Below are 14,797 nucleotides of genomic sequence, written 5' to 3' on the forward strand. Positions count from 1 at the left end.
GTTATTTGGATCGCACCGGATAGCGCTCGCCTTTCTCGTTTATCAGGATCAGACGACCACCGTTGCGAACATAGAGATCACACCTGTTGAACCCATTTTGGAACTCTGTGCAGACGCTGCCATCTTCTGCAATCCGATATGTTCCAAACGCAGTCCCACCGCCGTTTGCCAGCGAATAAGTATAGGAATAGGCACCTCCGGCAGAGTATTTGGATTGACCATCATCATAGAACGTCAACGTTTGGCCAGGGAGATTTTTCAGTTCTTCGTGGCTGAGAGGGACGTCCCCAGGACGGGTATGCCAATCGGCTGCAGCGACCGGGGTCGCGGACAACAAGAAAAATACGGCGACAGTTTTCATTGGGCGATTTTAGCGCACATTGCCTTGGACAGGGAGTAACGATGCGGTGAGCAGACCGACTTAAGGCCGCACGCTGAACTGAACCCGCAGGCGCATTTGGCCGGTCCCTTCTCGCGAATAGAGCATCAGCTGATCTTTTTCGATCAGAAAATCACAACGGCTGAACACCTTTCGAAGGCTGACGCAAAATGCGCCGTGCCATTTGAACTGAACCATTCCAATTGAAATCCCATCGCCAAACCGTTCCCTCAGCGAATGCGCGTGGTGAACTGGTGCGTGTCTGGTCGAAGTGTCAAGCAGCAGGGATTTAGACAAACGAGGAGTGGTCGGGTAGGCAGTTTCGCCGCCCATAGACCAGAACTGCGCAGATTGGATGTCTTGCGCCTGCGACGGCGTGGAGATGATCGCCAGAACACAAAACATAAGCAGAACTAACATACTAAGATGATAGCAGAAATCTTGACGTTTTGCCACTTTGATTGTCTAGGCGACCATCGCCTCGGCTTTCTTGAGGTCGACCGAGACCAACTGGCTGACGCCCTGTTCCTGCATAGTCACGCCAAACAGCCTGTCCATCCGTGCCATCGTCACCGCGTGGTGGGTAATGATCAAGAAACGAGTGTCGGTCTGGCGGCACATTTCGTCCAGAAGGTCGCAGAACCGGGTCACGTTGGCATCGTCCAACGGTGCGTCCACCTCGTCAAGCACGCAGATCGGGGCCGGGTTGGCCAAGAACACGGCAAAGATCAGGGCCATTGCGGTCAGCGTCTGCTCGCCCCCCGACAGAAGGCTGAGAGTCGAAAGTTTTTTGCCCGGCGGCTGACACATGATTTCCAGGCCGGCATCCAATGGATCGTCGCTTTCGACCATGACCAGATTGGCCTCGCCGCCGTTAAACAGATGCTTGAACAGCATAGCAAAGTTGGTGTTCACCTGCTCGAACGCCGTCAACAACCGCTCGCGCCCCTCACGGTTCAGGCTTGAGATGCCACTGCGCAGGGCCTTTACCGCCTCTTCCAGATCGGATTTTTCGGAATTCAGAGTATCGTATTCTTCCTGAACCTCACGAGCGTCCTCCTCGGCTCGCAGGTTTACCGCGCCCATCGCATCACGCTGACGCTTGTGGCGGTTCACCTCGGCCTCCAGCGCATCTGCCGACGGCATCCGGTCGGGATCGACATCCAACTGGTTCAATAGCTGGTTGGGGGTCAGTTGCTGATCCTCGGCGATCCGCTCCGCCGCGGTCTGAACTGTTTCGCGCGCCGCCTCGCAACGCGCTTCGGAGGCGGCCCGTGCCTCGCGCACTTCGGAGGCCAATCGTTCCGCCTCACGCTCAGCCAGAATGGCGGCGCGCTGTTGGTTTTCGGCCTCAGCCAACCGATCAGCTGCTTCGGCCCGTCGCGCCTCGGCGGCTTCGATCTGTTCGTTTAGATTTTCGCGGGCCTCTGCAATTTCTCCCGGCAGCGCCATGGCTTCGGACAACTCCTCTTCTGAGGCTGCCTTTCGCTCGGTCAGTTCCCCAATCCGCTTGCCTGCAGTTTCAAGCCGATGCCGCCAGCCACTCAGATCCTTCGCCACTTCCTGAGAGCGGCGCGTGCGCGCCTCGCCCTCGCGGCGCAATTCGTCATGGGTCGAACGGTGGGTCAACATCGTGATCCGCGCGGCTTCGACTGTCTGCTTGATGTCCTCGACATGGGCGCGGGCGCTGTTGACATCGCCCAAACTCGCCAAGGCGCCCTCAGCCTCGCGCAGTTGCACGCGGGCGGCCATGGCGTCTTCCTTGTGGCGGTCCACTGACAAGGACAGGGTTTCCAGCTTGCCCTGTGCAAGATTTCGATCCGCCTCAGCACGGCTGAGCGAGCGGGCGGTTTCGGCCACACGCTGATCGGCAGCGCGGCGCGCCTCGCGAGCGCGGCGGTCGGCCTCGGTCACTTCGGCCAGTTTGCGCGACAGGCTGTCATGGGCGGCTCGGGCACCATCGGCCTGTGCTTCGGTGCGGGCCAGTTCCTGTTTCAGCGCTTCGAGACGGTTCAACTGTTCCAAGCGCATCGCGGCAGCACTTGGCGCATCTTCGGCCCAGGTACGGAATCCGTCCCAACGCCACAGATCCCCCGATTGCGACACCAGTCGCTGCCCGGGTTTCAGCAGGGGCTGCAGCCGCGCGCCCTGTTCTGTTTCGACGATGCCGATCTGAGCAATACGTCGGCTCAGACGGTCGGGACCCGAGACATGCAAAGCCAACGGTTCCGCTCCATCCGGCAAATGTTGGTCTTCATCATAGCCGGGCACCTTGACCCAACCGGACGGGCCGTCTCTTTCGACCACCGGAGCACGCAAATCGTCAGCCAAAGCCGCACCCAAAGCTTTTTCAAAGCCAGGATCGACACGAAGAAGGTCCATCACCTGCCCGCCCTCGGCAGTGTCGCGTGCCACAAGCTTGGCCAATGCGCTGGTTTCAGCGCGGATCGCGCCAAGTTCACCTTCGGCCTCTGACCGCTTGGCGCGCGCATCTGCCTCGCGCGCTTGCGTATCGCTGCGCAGTTCATCGGCAGCGGCGAGCGCCTCTTCGGCCACTTCGGCGGCTTCGCGGGCTTCTTCTTCGGCCTCCTGAGCCGCCCCGTACGCCTCCTCCGCGCGGCTTAGCGCTTCGTGGGCGTCGTCCATCGCGGCACGAGCCTTCTCCTCTTCGGTCTCCGAACGCGCCAAAGTCTTGCGACTGTCTTCGACTAGGCGCTGCGCGGATTGGTGGCGGGCGACGAGGCGGGCCATATCCTCGGTTTCCTGAGACAGGTGATCTTCGCGTTCCTGCAGTACCGCCGCCGCTTCGTGCGCGGTTTCGGCAGCCTCGGCAAGCTTGTCACCATGACCTTCGGCGGCTTTTGCGAGTTCGCGTGATTCCCATTCCAGCCGCTCTATGGTTTCGCCCGCGTCACGATTCAAGCCGGTCTCGCGCTCGATATCGCGGGCCAGTTGCAGAATGCGGGCCGTCAGGGTTTCGATGGTCTGACGGGCGCGGGTCTCCTGATCGGCAAGCGCATCGCGCTGAACCTGCTGGCGCTGCAGGATGGCGGCAGCGATTGCCTCTTCCTCGCGCAGTGGTGGCAGAACCTCGTCGGCTTTTGCACGTGCCGCTTCGGCCTGCCGCGCCCCGGCCTCGGCCCTCGACGCCTCGGTAATATGTTCGCGCAGCTTGTCCTCAGCCATTTGGCGGGCAAGATCTGCTTCCTTCCAACGGCGATACAGCAGCATGCCTTCGGCCTGGCGCAGCTGTTCTCCGATTTCGCGATAGCGCGCAGCCTGTCGGGCCTGGCGTGCCAATTGCGCCAACTGCGCACCCAGTTGTTCCAACACATCATCGACGCGGGTGAGGTTGGTTTCGGTGCCTTTCAGCTTCAGCTCGGCCTCGTGCCGGCGCTGATAGAGACCCGAGATCCCCGCCGCCTCTTCCAGAATGCGACGTCGCGCCTTGGGCTTGGCGTTGATCAGTTCGGCAATCTGGCCCTGACGGACCAGCGCCGGCGAATGCGCACCTGTTGAGGCGTCAGCAAAGAGCATCTGAACGTCACGCGCCCGAACGTCCTTGCCGTTGGTTTTGTAGGCGCTGCCGACATCTCGGGTGATGCGACGGATAATTTCCAATTGGTCGCTGTCATTGAAGCCCGACGGGGCCAGACGTTCCGAATTGTCGATTGTCAGCGCCACCTCGGCGAAATTGCGGGCGGGGCGGGTGGCGGCACCCGCAAAGATCACGTCCTCCATCCCGCCGCCGCGCATCGCCTTGGGACGGTTTTCACCCATTACCCAGCGCAGTGCCTCAAGCAGGTTGGACTTGCCGCAGCCGTTTGGGCCGACCACGCCTGTCAAACCGTCCGCTATGATCAGATCGGTCGGGTCGACGAAGCTTTTGAAGCCGGTCAGTCTGAGCTTGTTGAAACGCAACGGTGGACCTGTCCCTTGATTCCCGTAGGTGTCCGAGTCTGCGCAATGGAAGGGGCCTGTGTCAACGCCGATACGCTGTATATGGCGCAATCGCGCCAGTTATCCACAATATCTTGCCGATTCCCCCAGTTCAGGGACCTTAGTAAGGGTAGCACTCAAAATCTGTGTAATAGGGACCGGCGACTTCGATACAATCGTAGTTGGGCGTGGACCTGGCAATCTGCAACAGCTTCTCTCCTGTAGCTCTGTCGCATCCGAGAATTCCGGTGGTCACGGCGGAATCGCCCAGAACGTCCAGAACTTCGCATCCGGAAACCTGGGCCATCGCCATCCCTGCGCGCTGGCGGATCGGCCCCAGTCGGGGTGCGTATTGACCGTTGACGCGAACAGCCTCAGCCAGATTGCCCCTTACCCGCACGTCGAATAAACTGCCGTCGATATCGACACGCGTTGGCGAAACGCCCTTGAAATGAGGGGTGGCTGTCGCGCAGGAGGCGAGGAGGACGAAGGGCAGACAACGCAGCATGCCTACCAGTCGCAGTTATTGGTTAACGGAATGTTTCCAACGAGCTAAGCCGACAACATGACCTGACTCAACCGACGGATGCCTTCCTGAATCGTTGGTTCGTCCGAACAGGAGAAACTCAGCCGCAGGGTGTTGGCCCCGGACCCGTCGGCAAAAAACGCCTGGCCGGGAACAAAGGCGACCTTGACGGTGTCCAGCGAACGTGCCAACAAATCTGCCCCATTCATCTCTGCCGGTAACGTAACCCAGATGAACATGCCGCCCTCTGGACGGGTCCATTTCACGCCGTCTGGCATGTGCCGCACCAAAGCGTCCAGCATTGCATCCCTCCGCCGTTGATAGACGGCACGCAGCTTGGGAATGTGCGTTTCAAAGCAGTTTTCCGCGACGTGGGCGATTGCCATCTGGTTGATAGTCGAAGAATGCAGATCGGCCGCCTGTTTCAGCAATACCATCTGCGATATGACCGGCTTGGCCGCAACTGCCCAGCCCACGCGCAAACCCGGAGCAAGGGTTTTCGAAAAACTGCCACAATAGATAGTGCGGCAGTCTTCAATCGACCCTTTCCGCTCAATTTCCAAGGCGAGCATCGGTGGTACGTCTTCGCCATCATAGCGCAGCGACTGGTAGGCTGCATCCTCGATCACGGCGCAATCCAGTTCTTCGGCCAAATCCAGTAACGCCTTGCGTCCGCGAAGATCGACGGTTTCGCCGGTCGGGTTGGCAAAATCCGGTGAGAGATAGGCGACCTTGACCTGCCCACCCGCCTGACGCGCGGCATCTTGATAATCCAACGCGGGACGATTGCCATTTATCGACAATTGGTCAAAACGCGGTTCGTAGGCATTGAATGCGGCCAATGCCCCAAGATATGTGGGCCAGCCAACCAGCGCTGTGTCCCCCGGCGACAGAAACAGCTTACCCAGATAGTCGAGCGCCTGCTGCGAACCTGACGTGATCAGGATGTTGTCGATGTCGCAAACGATCGCGATTCGGGCCATCTCTTCTGAGATCCAGCGCCTCAACGGGAGGTATCCTTCGCTTACTGAGTATTGTAGCGCCTGCGCCTGATGCGCAGGATCAAGGGTCGTGGCAAACGCCTCGGCAAAGGCGTCCGCAGGGAAAAGCGCCGGGTCAGGAATACCGCCGGCAAAAGAGATGATGCCCGGCTGGTCCAGCAGTTTGAGCAACTCGCGGATTTCCGATGCCTTCATGCGAGACGCACGGGTTGCAAATATCTGGTCCAATGACATGGCTTTTCTCCGACAATGCGATTGCAGAGCCTAGGAAGGCCGAAAATAAAGTCAATAAATCTGACCTAATGTTTCAATCCTCGTGATCAGCAAAGGACCGATCTTGCGAAATCTGACGCCCCGTGGTCATGTGTTCTTACCAATTCGAACGAGTTCTGCATGCCTTTCCAGAAAATCCAGTCAGAAAAACTTTCTACAGCTGTCGTCCGTCAGATCGAATTGCTGATCCTCCGCGGGATCCTGCGCCCGGGTGAGAGGCTGCCCTCGGAACGCGAACTTGCCGAGCGACTTGGTGTGTCGCGACCGTCGCTGCGCGATGCAATTGCCGAGTTGCAGGAGCAGGGACTGCTGGCCGCCAAAGCAGGTTCGGGCATCTATGTTGCCGAGGTTCTGGGGTCGGCGTTTTCCCCTGCGCTAATTCGGCTGTTTGGCACCCACGACGAGGCGGTGTTCGACTATCTGTCCTTTCGCAAGGATATGGAAGGCTTGGCCGCTGAACGCGCCGCGCGGCTGGGATCGGACAGCGACCTGAAGGTGATCCAGACAATTCTGGACAAGATGGAAGCCGCTCACAAACACCGCGCGGGCGACGATGAAGCTCAGTTGGACGCACAGTTTCACATGGCCATCATCGAGGCCAGCCACAACGTCGTGATGCTGCACATGATGCGGTCAATGTTCGATCTGCTGCGCCAGGGCGTATTCTATAATCGAAAAATCATGTTCCATCAGCGCACAACGCGAGAAGCAATCCTGGGCCAGCACAGGGCCATAAACGCCGCCCTGCAGGCTCGAGATCCAGACGGTGCACGCAACGCAATCGAGCGGCACCTCAGTTTTGTGCAGCAGTGCCTTGCTGACCAACAGAAGGCTGAACAGAACGAAGCCATTGCGCGGCAGCGCTTGCAGCATGAGACCGGAGTATCATAACCCTCTGGACACAATCCCTTACTTAAAAACGCGCTTTTTCATTTCGTTGTAGTCCTGCTCTCCCAGACTGGACTTCCGGAACTGGCGGTCCAACCTCCGCCGCTTCCAACCATTCGGCCATTTGAGGCTAGGTAATGTCGTGAAAGCGTAGACATCACCTTTGATCCGAATTTTTTTCATCCCCAGTTCGTCGGCGATGAAATCCAGACACTGTTCAGAAAAGAAACTGATGTGCTGGCCCGTTTCAAAAGCCCAGTACCACCAATCAGTCTCAGGAATGGCGGTCGGATCAAAACAAGTTGCCGAAAAAAACAACGTATCGAAACCAAACTGCTTGCGCGCATCCCGAAGGTAATCCAGCGGGTTTGGCAAATGCTCGAGCACTTCGAACGCCGCCGCCACTTGATACTTCCCTCCATCGGCTTCAAAACCGCGTGCAAGCAAGTTGTCGGCATACGGGTCCAACCAGTGGAAATTCAACCCGTTGTCCCTTAGTCCGCGGACAAGAAGCCCATAGCCGGCTCCAATATCAATTCCTCTGGCTTCATCCAGCCCATTGGCTCTTATGGCGGTGGACACGATACGGATGTTTGCAAGATTGCGTGCCAGAATCCCCGTGTCGGTCAGGGCAATCGCATCGCTATAAGCCTCATCCAGCCAATGCGGGCCTTCGACCCAGATGTAACCGCAGCTGTTATCCAAAAAATAGTTCGCCTCGTGACGCCCAATGACCTTCTGATTGAACAGAAATGATCCTTCCTGACCTGTCAGCGGAGATTTGGGCATGCTCAGTCTTGTCCATTCATTTCGATGGGTAGATGGGCTGGAAGAGGCGCCCCGCTTCCCTCTCCCAGATGTTCAGAGGGTGCAACTGTCGTCAATCCCGGATCGATATAAAGCCGCGCTCCGCGAGACAACATGAGCTGATGCAGCATGACATGTTCGCAAACTAAACGGCCGTCACCATCTCGACAATCGTATTTCAACCCCTCAAGCCTCTTAGTGCGATAGAGGCCCAATCCGGCGAACGCACTTTGAACCGGGATCATCTGGGCCTCTATGGGTATGTGATACTGGCGACCGAAAATTACATCCTTCAGTAGTTGTTGCCGCCACCGGCGGCGATGAAACAACGGTTTTCTCGAAGAATGAATACGTTGCCAGACGTCTTCCTCACACCAACCAGCGCATCGCAAAGCATAAAGATCATAATATGCCGGTAAAGCGTTCCCGAACACGCCATCCCAATTTGGCGTTCCACGCTCCAACGCCCTCAGAACAGAATCCGCGCTTAGGTGCGTGTTGGGTCCATCAAGGTCGAGAATCAGCGTCGCATCGTAGAGAGGTTGCACAGAAAACAACCGCTCCAAAACCGCATTTCGAGCAAACGTAATCCGTTCCACCCGGTTCGGTATTTCATTCGACAAGCCATCAAGTGTGAGGATTTCGGCTTGCGGCAAGCGGTTAGCAAAGCTTGCAAGAACCTTTCCCGTTCCATCGGAATTGTCATTCGTCGCGATTACTATCCGGCTTTGATCCAGTCGTCCGCACAAATCGTCGATCCGGGCAAGCGTTTTGACCAGCGCATCACCACCGTCTCGTACCACGCCAATAATATTTAAAGATTGCGACAACATCTATGACAGCCAAACTCTAGCAATGCGGGTAGATTTGGCAATAAAGAAACGGCCCGAAGGCCGTTTCCAATCAATGCAGCTTCGCCTCGACGTCCGCGATGGACGCGTCGATCAGCTTGTTGGCCTGCGCGGCGGTCATCTGTTTGGCCAGAACCTCGCCAGCTGCGGCCACGGCTACCGAAACGGCCTGGTCACGCACTTCCTTGATGGCCGAGGCCTCGGCGGAAGCGATCTGATCACGCGCAGCAGCCAGACGGCGGGCGATGGACTTCTCAAGATCGACCTTGGCCTGCTCAGCGGCCAGAACAGCATCTTGCTTGGCTGCGGCGACGATGGCGTCGGCCTTTTCCTGCACTTCACGCTGCTTGCGCTCGTACGAGGCCAGCAACGTCTGGGCTTCTTCACGCAGTGCGCGTGCTTCGTCCAGTTCCGCTTGGATGCCCGCGGCACGGTTATCCAATGCGCCACCGATCATCGAAGGCACCTTGAAGTAGAACAGGACCGCAATGAACACAAGGAACGCGATGAGCACCACGAAGTCGGTATTGCCCAGTGAGAAGAACGGGCCAGTGGCAGCAAAGGCCGGGCTGGCTGCGCCTGTAGTCAGGATAAGGGCAAGAATGTTGCGCATGACTCTTATCCTTTCACTCGTGTATCGACGGCACCAGCGATAGCGCCGGCATCGGCCTGACCACCCAGAGCGGCAACAAGCTCGGCCGCCGTATCCTTGGCAACCACCTGAATGCTCTCCAGCGCACCGGCACGGATTTCGGCGATCGCCTTTTCCGATTCAGCCGCCTTGGCTGCGATTTCCGCATCTGCCTTGGCGATGGCGTCATCCAGATCGGCCTGGATTTCCGCACGGGCCTCGGCAGCGATACGCTGTGCCTCAGTCCGGGCATCGGCCAGCGCTTTGTTATAGGCATCTTCAGCCTCGACCGCCTTGGCCTTCAGGTCTTCGGCTGCGGCGAGATCGTTGGTGATGGTTCCCGTCCGCTCGGCCAGAATTGCCGCAATACGGGGCAGAGCCACGCGCGACAGGACCAGAAAGACGACGACCAGCGTAACGACGAGCCAGAAGATCTGGTTCGGGAACCAGTCAAAGCAGAGCTGCGGCATCCCGATGGCCGAGCCATGGGAATCCACGCATGCGCCTACAATTTCTTCGGCAATGGGTTCAGTCGCCATGTTGTCCTCCGTCGGAACGTTGTCTTTACAACAGGTGGGCCGCTATGGCCTGGGCCCACCTGCGCGTAAGGATCAGGTTCCGCAGATTAGACGGCGAACATCAGCAGCAGCGAGACCAGGAATGCGAAGATCCCCAGCGCTTCTGCGAATGCGATACCGATGAACAGGGTTGCAGTCTGCGAAGCAGCTGCCGAAGGGTTGCGCAGGGCGCCGGCCAGGAAGTTGCCTGCAACGTTGCCCACCCCGATTGCGGCTGCGCCGGAACCGATTGCTGCCAGGCCTGCGCCGATGTGTGCGAGATCGCCTTCCATGATGAGTTCTCCTTACGATTTGGAAGTTTCGATGTTAGGTTATCGTTCCTGTGTTCAGGGTAGCCCCTGATCAATGATGCGGATGCAGAGCGTCCTTGAGATACACACAGGTCAGAATGGTGAATACGTAGGCCTGGATGAAGGCCACCAGAATTTCGAGACCGTACATTGCGGTGATCGCCAAAATCGAGACCGGCGAGATCACAGCGACAGCGGCAAAACCTGCGAACACCTTGATCACCGCGTGGCCTGCCATGACGTTACCGGCAAGACGAATGGAGTGACTGACAGGGCGCACGAAGTACGAAATCAGCTCGATAACCGCCAGGATCGGACGCAGCGCCAATGGCGCGCTGGACACCCAGAACAAGCTCAGAAAGCCTGCGCCGTTCTTGACGAAACCCAGGACAGTCACGGTCAGGAACACCGATAGTGCCAACGGAATGGTGACAGCGAAATGTGATGTCGTCGTGAAAGAGGTCGGGATCAGCCCCAGGAAGTTCGCGGTGACGATAAACATGAACAGTGTCATGACATAAGGGAAGTACTTGACGCCTTCCTTGCCGCAAATATCCTCAAGCATCTTGTAGATGAAGCCATAGGCCAGTTCGGCAATCGACTGCATCCGCGTCGGGACGATACCGCGCTTGGAAGTGCTCAGCACCAGCAGGCCGATGATCGCCAAAACCGCAAAGAACATCCACAACGTCACGTTGGTCGGCGTGTACCAGGCAATCGCGTCACCGCCAAACAGCGGCTTGACGATAAACTGGTCCATCGGGTGGAAAACCAGGCTGCTGCCTTCTGCGGCGTGTTCCGCGCCTTCGGCTCCGTGTGCTGTGGTGGTCTCGGTCGCCACGTTCAGTCCCTCTCGTCCTTGCCGGCCTCAGCATCGGCCGCTTTCTGTTTCGCCTGAACCTCTTGCGCGCTGCGGAGCATGACTTTCACCCCGGCGGCAAGGCCCAGCAATGTGAAGAGCACCAGAAAAATCGGGATTGTCCCGAACAGGCTATCCAACCCGTATCCGATGCCAAATCCGATCCCGAGACCGGATACCATTTCGATGACCATCCTCCAGGCAAGTTCGCCGCCGGATATGTCAGCGTCCGCGCGAGGCTTGGGCTGTTTGGCCTTTTTTGCCGCGTCGATCTTGGCCTCAAGCTGCGCCATACGCTGCTTTTGGTCATCTTCGGTCACAGGCGTTTCCTTCGCACAGTCTTGGACATGGTGCTAAGGGCGCGACGGGGCAGAGTCAACGCTGTTGATTGCGGCAGATGAATCACCATAACAAACTATTATTAAATGATTTTTTTAAAAATCGCACCTGTCGACCTTTGACGCCCGCCGCTCTGTTAGCGCCAAATACCTGGATTCCACATATTCAACCAAATGGTTGACGATAATACACGCATGTGGTTCTGCCAGAGCATGAACGATGATCTCGACACCATATTCTCGGCCCTTGCCGACCCCACCCGGCGCGCCATTCTGGCGATGCTGCTAGAGGACGACATGGCCGTGACGGACGTGGCCGAGCCATTCGAAATGTCGCTCGCCGCGATCTCGAAGCATCTGATGATCCTCACCCGCGCCGGCCTGATCTCACAGGAAAAACGCGGGCGGGTGAAATGGTGCAAACTGGAACCGGACGCAATGCGCGATGCTTCGGTCTGGATGCAAGGGTTCGGGCAATTCGAACCAGTGAATCTGGATGCATTTGAACGTTTTCTGAGAACTGAACTGGACAAACAGCCCGGCGAACAGGGCTAGGCTATACGCCTTGAATTGCCTCAACCGAGACTATGGCGCCGGACGCGTCCGCCCGACACCGCCAAAGCGTCGTGGATCCCACAACACTCACAGTCAGTGAGGTTCCCGCTGAATCCGCGTCAATCGAAACAGTCTCGACACCGCTTGGCCGTGTAACGCTTTCTGCTGCGACCAGCGCCTCACAACTTTCCTGCAGCGCCGACTGTTCCTGCTTGCTCGTCGATCCACACGCCACAACGACGCCCAATATCAGCGTCATACCATATGCCTTCATGTTTGCCCTTCCCCGATTGCCTGTTCGCATGATGACCGCAACGCTGCCATATCCCCCAACAAATTCAAGCCTCAATCCGGAATACTGATCGAGCCTGCCTGAACCGACGTGCGTCCTTTTAACAAGAGCAGCAAAGCCAATACGGTCAGCGCGATTCCGACCAGCACCAGCGGCCCCGGAACGCCTTTGCCCAAAGCAATTTCCCATAGGATCACCCAGCTTGGCGTCAGATATGTATAAGCCATCACCTTGGCCGACGGCAGGTGAAGCGTCGCATATTGCAACAGCACGAAAGTGACCGCACTGGCACAGATGGCGACATAGAAAAGGCCAATCCACACGATGGCAGGCAGAGCCAGCCAATCCGTAGCAACCAGATCCGACCAACCATATGCTGTGAGAAGGCAGCATCCCGCCAGCAGCATGCCAAAGGTAAACACCACCGGCGGCTCTCCCCGGTTCAATTTGCGCACCATTGGGGTATAGATCGCATGGGCCACGCAGCCCCAGAAATAGATGACTTCGCCCTGCCCGATTTCAAAAGCTTTGAATGCAAGCCAATCCGCACGAAAGATGACCCAAAGCGCGCCGATGGCACCGATCAAGAGCGCCGTTGCCATATAGCTTGTGGTAATCTGCCGCAACAATACCCAGCCCGCGAGTGCCGACAGGATCGGAGTCAGGGTAAACACGGCCGCAGCACTGACAGGTGGCGCGGTTTTCAGCCCCTCGAACATCAGCACGAAATACGCCGCAAACAACCCGCCCAGAACGAAATATCGCCAAGGGGCCTTGGCTGCACCAATCGGAAGGCCGGTCGTCATTGCGGCCGCCACTCCGATAACGACAGCGGCAATGACAAAACGCGCAACATTCAGAGCGGCAGGCGAAATCTCGTTTGCGATCATCGATCCCAACGAAAAGCTGCCCGCGACCAGCGCCGAAAACGCCAGCATGGCCAGATGGCCGCGGGTCTCGGGGCTCATGTTTTCCAGTCCTTGGCCCGTTGTTTGATGAACTTCAGGAACGCCTGAACCTTTGTCGTCCGGTGCAGATCGACATGCGTGACCAACCAAAGTTTGCCTGACCATTCGGGCAGAGGCTCCATGACCTCGACCAACTCAGGATATCGGGCCGCATCCCATCGCGCCATGAAACCGATGCCTGCCCCGGCCAGCACTGCCTCACGAGCCGAATAGTTGTTCGTGCACCGAAAACCAATCGCCTCATTCGGCGCGTTCTGGCGCAGCCAAATGGCAAAGGGCGCGCGACTGTTTTCATCGTCGTATCCGACAAAAGAATGGTCTGCAAATTCAGATATATCCTTTGGCAATCCATTGCGACCCAAATAGGATTGGCTGGCATAAAGGCCGACATCCTGCGGGATGAAGGGTTGCACGACATTGTCCGGCTGATCCGGGGCCGCCCCTGCACGGATCGCAACATGAGCCTCACCATATTCCAAACGAAACAACCTGTCGCCGGTCAGATAGCGCACGATCAGGCCGGAATGCAGAGCCCTGAACTCTGAAAGAACCGGCACGATCAACGGCGCCAGCGACGCCAAAGACGTAACCACCAACTCACCCGACACATCATCGCCACGCCCCTTCATCCGGCCGGCCAGCTGATTGAACTGATCCTCGGTTGCCTGCGCCACCCGTAACAGGTCTTCTCCGGCCTCGGTCGGCGTGTAGCCACGCGCGTGCCGCTGAAAAAGTTTGACACCCAATCGCGCCTCGATCGCGTCTATGTGGCGAATAACCGTGGCATGATGAACACCCAGCACATCGGCCGCACCGCTGACGGTTCCCATGCGAGCCACCTGATACGCGGTGCGCACTTCGTCCCAATTGTCCATGATACGTGCTTTCCAATGTGCGAATTCCAACAATAGCTGTTAATATATCTGAGTTTTGTTCGCTGATGCAACAAACATATGAGGCGTATCACATGAATTCGCCAACCACTGGATATCACGAAATGACCCGCACAATTCTCCACATCGACGCTTCGGCCCGCCGCACCGGCTCAACCACGCGCGATCTTTCAAACCGTATCGTCAAGCACCTCGGTGCCCAGCGTATCATCCGTCGCGATCTGGCGACACCTTTGCCGCTTCTGACCGAAGACTGGATCGACGCCAACTTCACATCGAAAGACGATCGCAGCGCAACTCAGCAAGACTTGCTGTCCCTTTCGGATGAATTAGTCAGTGAATTGCAGGCCGCTGACACTATTGTCATAGGTTTGCCGATCTACAATTTTTCGGTCCCCGCCGCCTTCAAGGCATGGGTAGACCTGATTGCCCGCGCCGGTCTTACCTTTGCCTACAGCGACTCCGGCCCTCGTGGGCTTCTGGACGGAAAGCGGGCCATTCTTGCCATCGCTTCCGGTGGCACCGCTGTCGACTCGGAAATCGACTTCGCCACCGGTTATATCCGCCACGTTCTGGGGTTCATCGGAATAAATGACATTGACATCATCGCCGCCGACAAGATGGCGATTGCTCCGGAAATAGCTTTGAAATCCGCCCAGGAAGCGGTTGCAAAACTGGCGGCCTGATATCTCCGCTGGCCAAGGTCGGCTTTACCGTCCAATCTGAACT

The 14,797-nt window shown here is 57.6% G+C and carries 17 protein-coding genes; 3 read left to right on the forward strand and 14 right to left on the reverse strand.

Annotation, left to right across the window (positions count from 1 at the left end):
- Window position 1: 1 nt before the first annotated feature.
- From AC2FLX_RS04440 to AC2FLX_RS04460, 5 genes are all read right to left on the reverse strand, one after another.
- Window positions 2-361 (reverse strand): hypothetical protein, encoded by a 360-nt coding sequence (locus tag AC2FLX_RS04440; RefSeq protein WP_480750657.1) that lies wholly within the window; start codon window positions 359-361, stop codon window positions 2-4.
- A gap of 60 nt (window positions 362-421) precedes the next feature.
- Window positions 422-799, reverse strand: coding sequence for a hypothetical protein (locus AC2FLX_RS04445; RefSeq protein ID WP_496875383.1), 378 nt, complete (start codon window positions 797-799; stop codon window positions 422-424).
- A 45-nt stretch (window positions 800-844) separates the two neighbouring features.
- The gene (locus tag AC2FLX_RS04450) at window positions 845-4,300 is read right to left on the reverse strand and encodes a chromosome segregation SMC family protein (protein ID WP_496810288.1); all 3,456 of its coding nucleotides are present in this window, start codon (window positions 4,298-4,300) and stop codon (window positions 845-847) included.
- A 139-nt stretch (window positions 4,301-4,439) separates the two neighbouring features.
- The gene (locus AC2FLX_RS04455) at window positions 4,440-4,826 is read right to left on the reverse strand and encodes a hypothetical protein (RefSeq protein WP_496746003.1); all 387 of its coding nucleotides are present in this window, start codon (window positions 4,824-4,826) and stop codon (window positions 4,440-4,442) included.
- Window positions 4,827-4,870: 44 nt separating this feature from the next.
- Window positions 4,871-6,079 carry an aminotransferase-like domain-containing protein gene (locus AC2FLX_RS04460; protein ID WP_496810289.1) on the reverse strand — a complete coding sequence of 403 codons (1,209 nt, stop codon included), beginning with the start codon at window positions 6,077-6,079 and terminating at the stop codon, window positions 4,871-4,873.
- Window positions 6,080-6,238: 159 nt separating this feature from the next.
- Between AC2FLX_RS04460 and AC2FLX_RS04465 the strand changes: the two genes are divergently transcribed.
- Complete coding sequence (locus AC2FLX_RS04465) at window positions 6,239-7,009, forward strand: FadR/GntR family transcriptional regulator (protein WP_496810290.1); 771 nt, start codon at window positions 6,239-6,241, stop codon at window positions 7,007-7,009.
- Window positions 7,010-7,027: 18 nt separating this feature from the next.
- Here AC2FLX_RS04465 and AC2FLX_RS04470 read toward each other — a convergent pair whose 3' ends face one another.
- The 7 genes from AC2FLX_RS04470 to AC2FLX_RS04500 all read right to left on the reverse strand — a co-directional run bounded on the left by AC2FLX_RS04470 (window position 7,028) and on the right by AC2FLX_RS04500 (window position 11,342).
- A complete protein-coding gene (locus tag AC2FLX_RS04470) occupies window positions 7,028-7,795 on the reverse strand; it encodes a class I SAM-dependent methyltransferase (protein WP_496810291.1) in 768 nt (255 codons plus the stop codon).
- 2 nt (window positions 7,796-7,797) lie between these two features.
- Entirely contained in the window at window positions 7,798-8,646 is an 849-nt protein-coding gene (locus AC2FLX_RS04475; protein ID WP_480750664.1) for a hypothetical protein, read from the reverse strand.
- A 70-nt stretch (window positions 8,647-8,716) separates the two neighbouring features.
- Window positions 8,717-9,277 carry a F0F1 ATP synthase subunit B gene (locus AC2FLX_RS04480; protein WP_480750665.1) on the reverse strand — a complete coding sequence of 187 codons (561 nt, stop codon included), beginning with the start codon at window positions 9,275-9,277 and terminating at the stop codon, window positions 8,717-8,719.
- A gap of 5 nt (window positions 9,278-9,282) precedes the next feature.
- Window positions 9,283-9,834 (reverse strand): F0F1 ATP synthase subunit B', encoded by a 552-nt coding sequence (locus AC2FLX_RS04485; protein WP_480750666.1) that lies wholly within the window; start codon window positions 9,832-9,834, stop codon window positions 9,283-9,285.
- A gap of 86 nt (window positions 9,835-9,920) precedes the next feature.
- The gene (locus AC2FLX_RS04490) at window positions 9,921-10,145 is read right to left on the reverse strand and encodes a F0F1 ATP synthase subunit C (RefSeq protein WP_005981269.1); all 225 of its coding nucleotides are present in this window, start codon (window positions 10,143-10,145) and stop codon (window positions 9,921-9,923) included.
- A gap of 70 nt (window positions 10,146-10,215) precedes the next feature.
- Complete coding sequence (locus AC2FLX_RS04495; RefSeq protein WP_480750667.1) at window positions 10,216-11,004, reverse strand: F0F1 ATP synthase subunit A; 789 nt, start codon at window positions 11,002-11,004, stop codon at window positions 10,216-10,218.
- A gap of 2 nt (window positions 11,005-11,006) precedes the next feature.
- On the reverse strand, window positions 11,007-11,342 hold the full coding sequence (locus AC2FLX_RS04500; protein WP_480750668.1) for an AtpZ/AtpI family protein: 336 nt from the start codon (window positions 11,340-11,342) through the stop codon (window positions 11,007-11,009).
- A gap of 231 nt (window positions 11,343-11,573) precedes the next feature.
- On the opposite strand from AC2FLX_RS04500, the gene AC2FLX_RS04505 reads away from it, so the two are divergent.
- Window positions 11,574-11,915, forward strand: coding sequence for an ArsR/SmtB family transcription factor (locus AC2FLX_RS04505; RefSeq protein WP_480750669.1), 342 nt, complete (start codon window positions 11,574-11,576; stop codon window positions 11,913-11,915).
- Window positions 11,916-12,260: 345 nt separating this feature from the next.
- Here the strand turns inward: AC2FLX_RS04505 and AC2FLX_RS04510 are convergent, their stop codons facing one another.
- Complete coding sequence (locus AC2FLX_RS04510) at window positions 12,261-13,175, reverse strand: DMT family transporter (protein WP_496810292.1); 915 nt, start codon at window positions 13,173-13,175, stop codon at window positions 12,261-12,263.
- The gene (locus tag AC2FLX_RS04515; protein WP_480750671.1) at window positions 13,172-14,050 is read right to left on the reverse strand and encodes a LysR family transcriptional regulator; all 879 of its coding nucleotides are present in this window, start codon (window positions 14,048-14,050) and stop codon (window positions 13,172-13,174) included. The genes AC2FLX_RS04510 and AC2FLX_RS04515 overlap by 4 nt, the downstream gene beginning before the upstream one ends.
- Before the next feature lie 122 nt (window positions 14,051-14,172).
- Between AC2FLX_RS04515 and AC2FLX_RS04520 the strand changes: the two genes are divergently transcribed.
- Window positions 14,173-14,754 carry an FMN-dependent NADH-azoreductase gene (locus tag AC2FLX_RS04520; protein WP_480750672.1) on the forward strand — a complete coding sequence of 194 codons (582 nt, stop codon included), beginning with the start codon at window positions 14,173-14,175 and terminating at the stop codon, window positions 14,752-14,754.
- The last annotated feature ends 43 nt before the right edge of the window (window positions 14,755-14,797 follow it).

The organism is Ruegeria sp. YKSF57, from assembly GCF_059612585.1.

What these genes read in the sequence shown, in the direction of transcription:
- AC2FLX_RS04440 (WP_480750657.1), bottom strand. Translation starts at nt 361, where the DNA reads ATGAAAACTGTCGCCGTATTTTTCTTGTTGTCCGCGACCCCGGTCGCT.
- AC2FLX_RS04445 (WP_496875383.1), bottom strand. Translation starts at nt 799, where the DNA reads ATGTTAGTTCTGCTTATGTTTTGTGTTCTGGCGATCATCTCCACGCCG.
- AC2FLX_RS04455 (WP_496746003.1), bottom strand. Translation starts at nt 4,826, where the DNA reads ATGCTGCGTTGTCTGCCCTTCGTCCTCCTCGCCTCCTGCGCGACAGCC.
- AC2FLX_RS04460 (WP_496810289.1), bottom strand. Translation starts at nt 6,079, where the DNA reads ATGTCATTGGACCAGATATTTGCAACCCGTGCGTCTCGCATGAAGGCA.
- AC2FLX_RS04465 (WP_496810290.1), top strand. Translation starts at nt 6,239, where the DNA reads ATGCCTTTCCAGAAAATCCAGTCAGAAAAACTTTCTACAGCTGTCGTC.
- AC2FLX_RS04470 (WP_496810291.1), bottom strand. Translation starts at nt 7,795, where the DNA reads ATGCCCAAATCTCCGCTGACAGGTCAGGAAGGATCATTTCTGTTCAAT.
- AC2FLX_RS04475 (WP_480750664.1), bottom strand. Translation starts at nt 8,646, where the DNA reads ATGTTGTCGCAATCTTTAAATATTATTGGCGTGGTACGAGACGGTGGT.
- AC2FLX_RS04480 (WP_480750665.1), bottom strand. Translation starts at nt 9,277, where the DNA reads ATGCGCAACATTCTTGCCCTTATCCTGACTACAGGCGCAGCCAGCCCG.
- AC2FLX_RS04485 (WP_480750666.1), bottom strand. Translation starts at nt 9,834, where the DNA reads ATGGCGACTGAACCCATTGCCGAAGAAATTGTAGGCGCATGCGTGGAT.
- AC2FLX_RS04490 (WP_005981269.1), bottom strand. Translation starts at nt 10,145, where the DNA reads ATGGAAGGCGATCTCGCACACATCGGCGCAGGCCTGGCAGCAATCGGT.
- AC2FLX_RS04505 (WP_480750669.1), top strand. Translation starts at nt 11,574, where the DNA reads ATGAACGATGATCTCGACACCATATTCTCGGCCCTTGCCGACCCCACC.
- AC2FLX_RS04510 (WP_496810292.1), bottom strand. Translation starts at nt 13,175, where the DNA reads ATGAGCCCCGAGACCCGCGGCCATCTGGCCATGCTGGCGTTTTCGGCG.
- AC2FLX_RS04515 (WP_480750671.1), bottom strand. Translation starts at nt 14,050, where the DNA reads ATGGACAATTGGGACGAAGTGCGCACCGCGTATCAGGTGGCTCGCATG.
- AC2FLX_RS04520 (WP_480750672.1), top strand. Translation starts at nt 14,173, where the DNA reads ATGACCCGCACAATTCTCCACATCGACGCTTCGGCCCGCCGCACCGGC.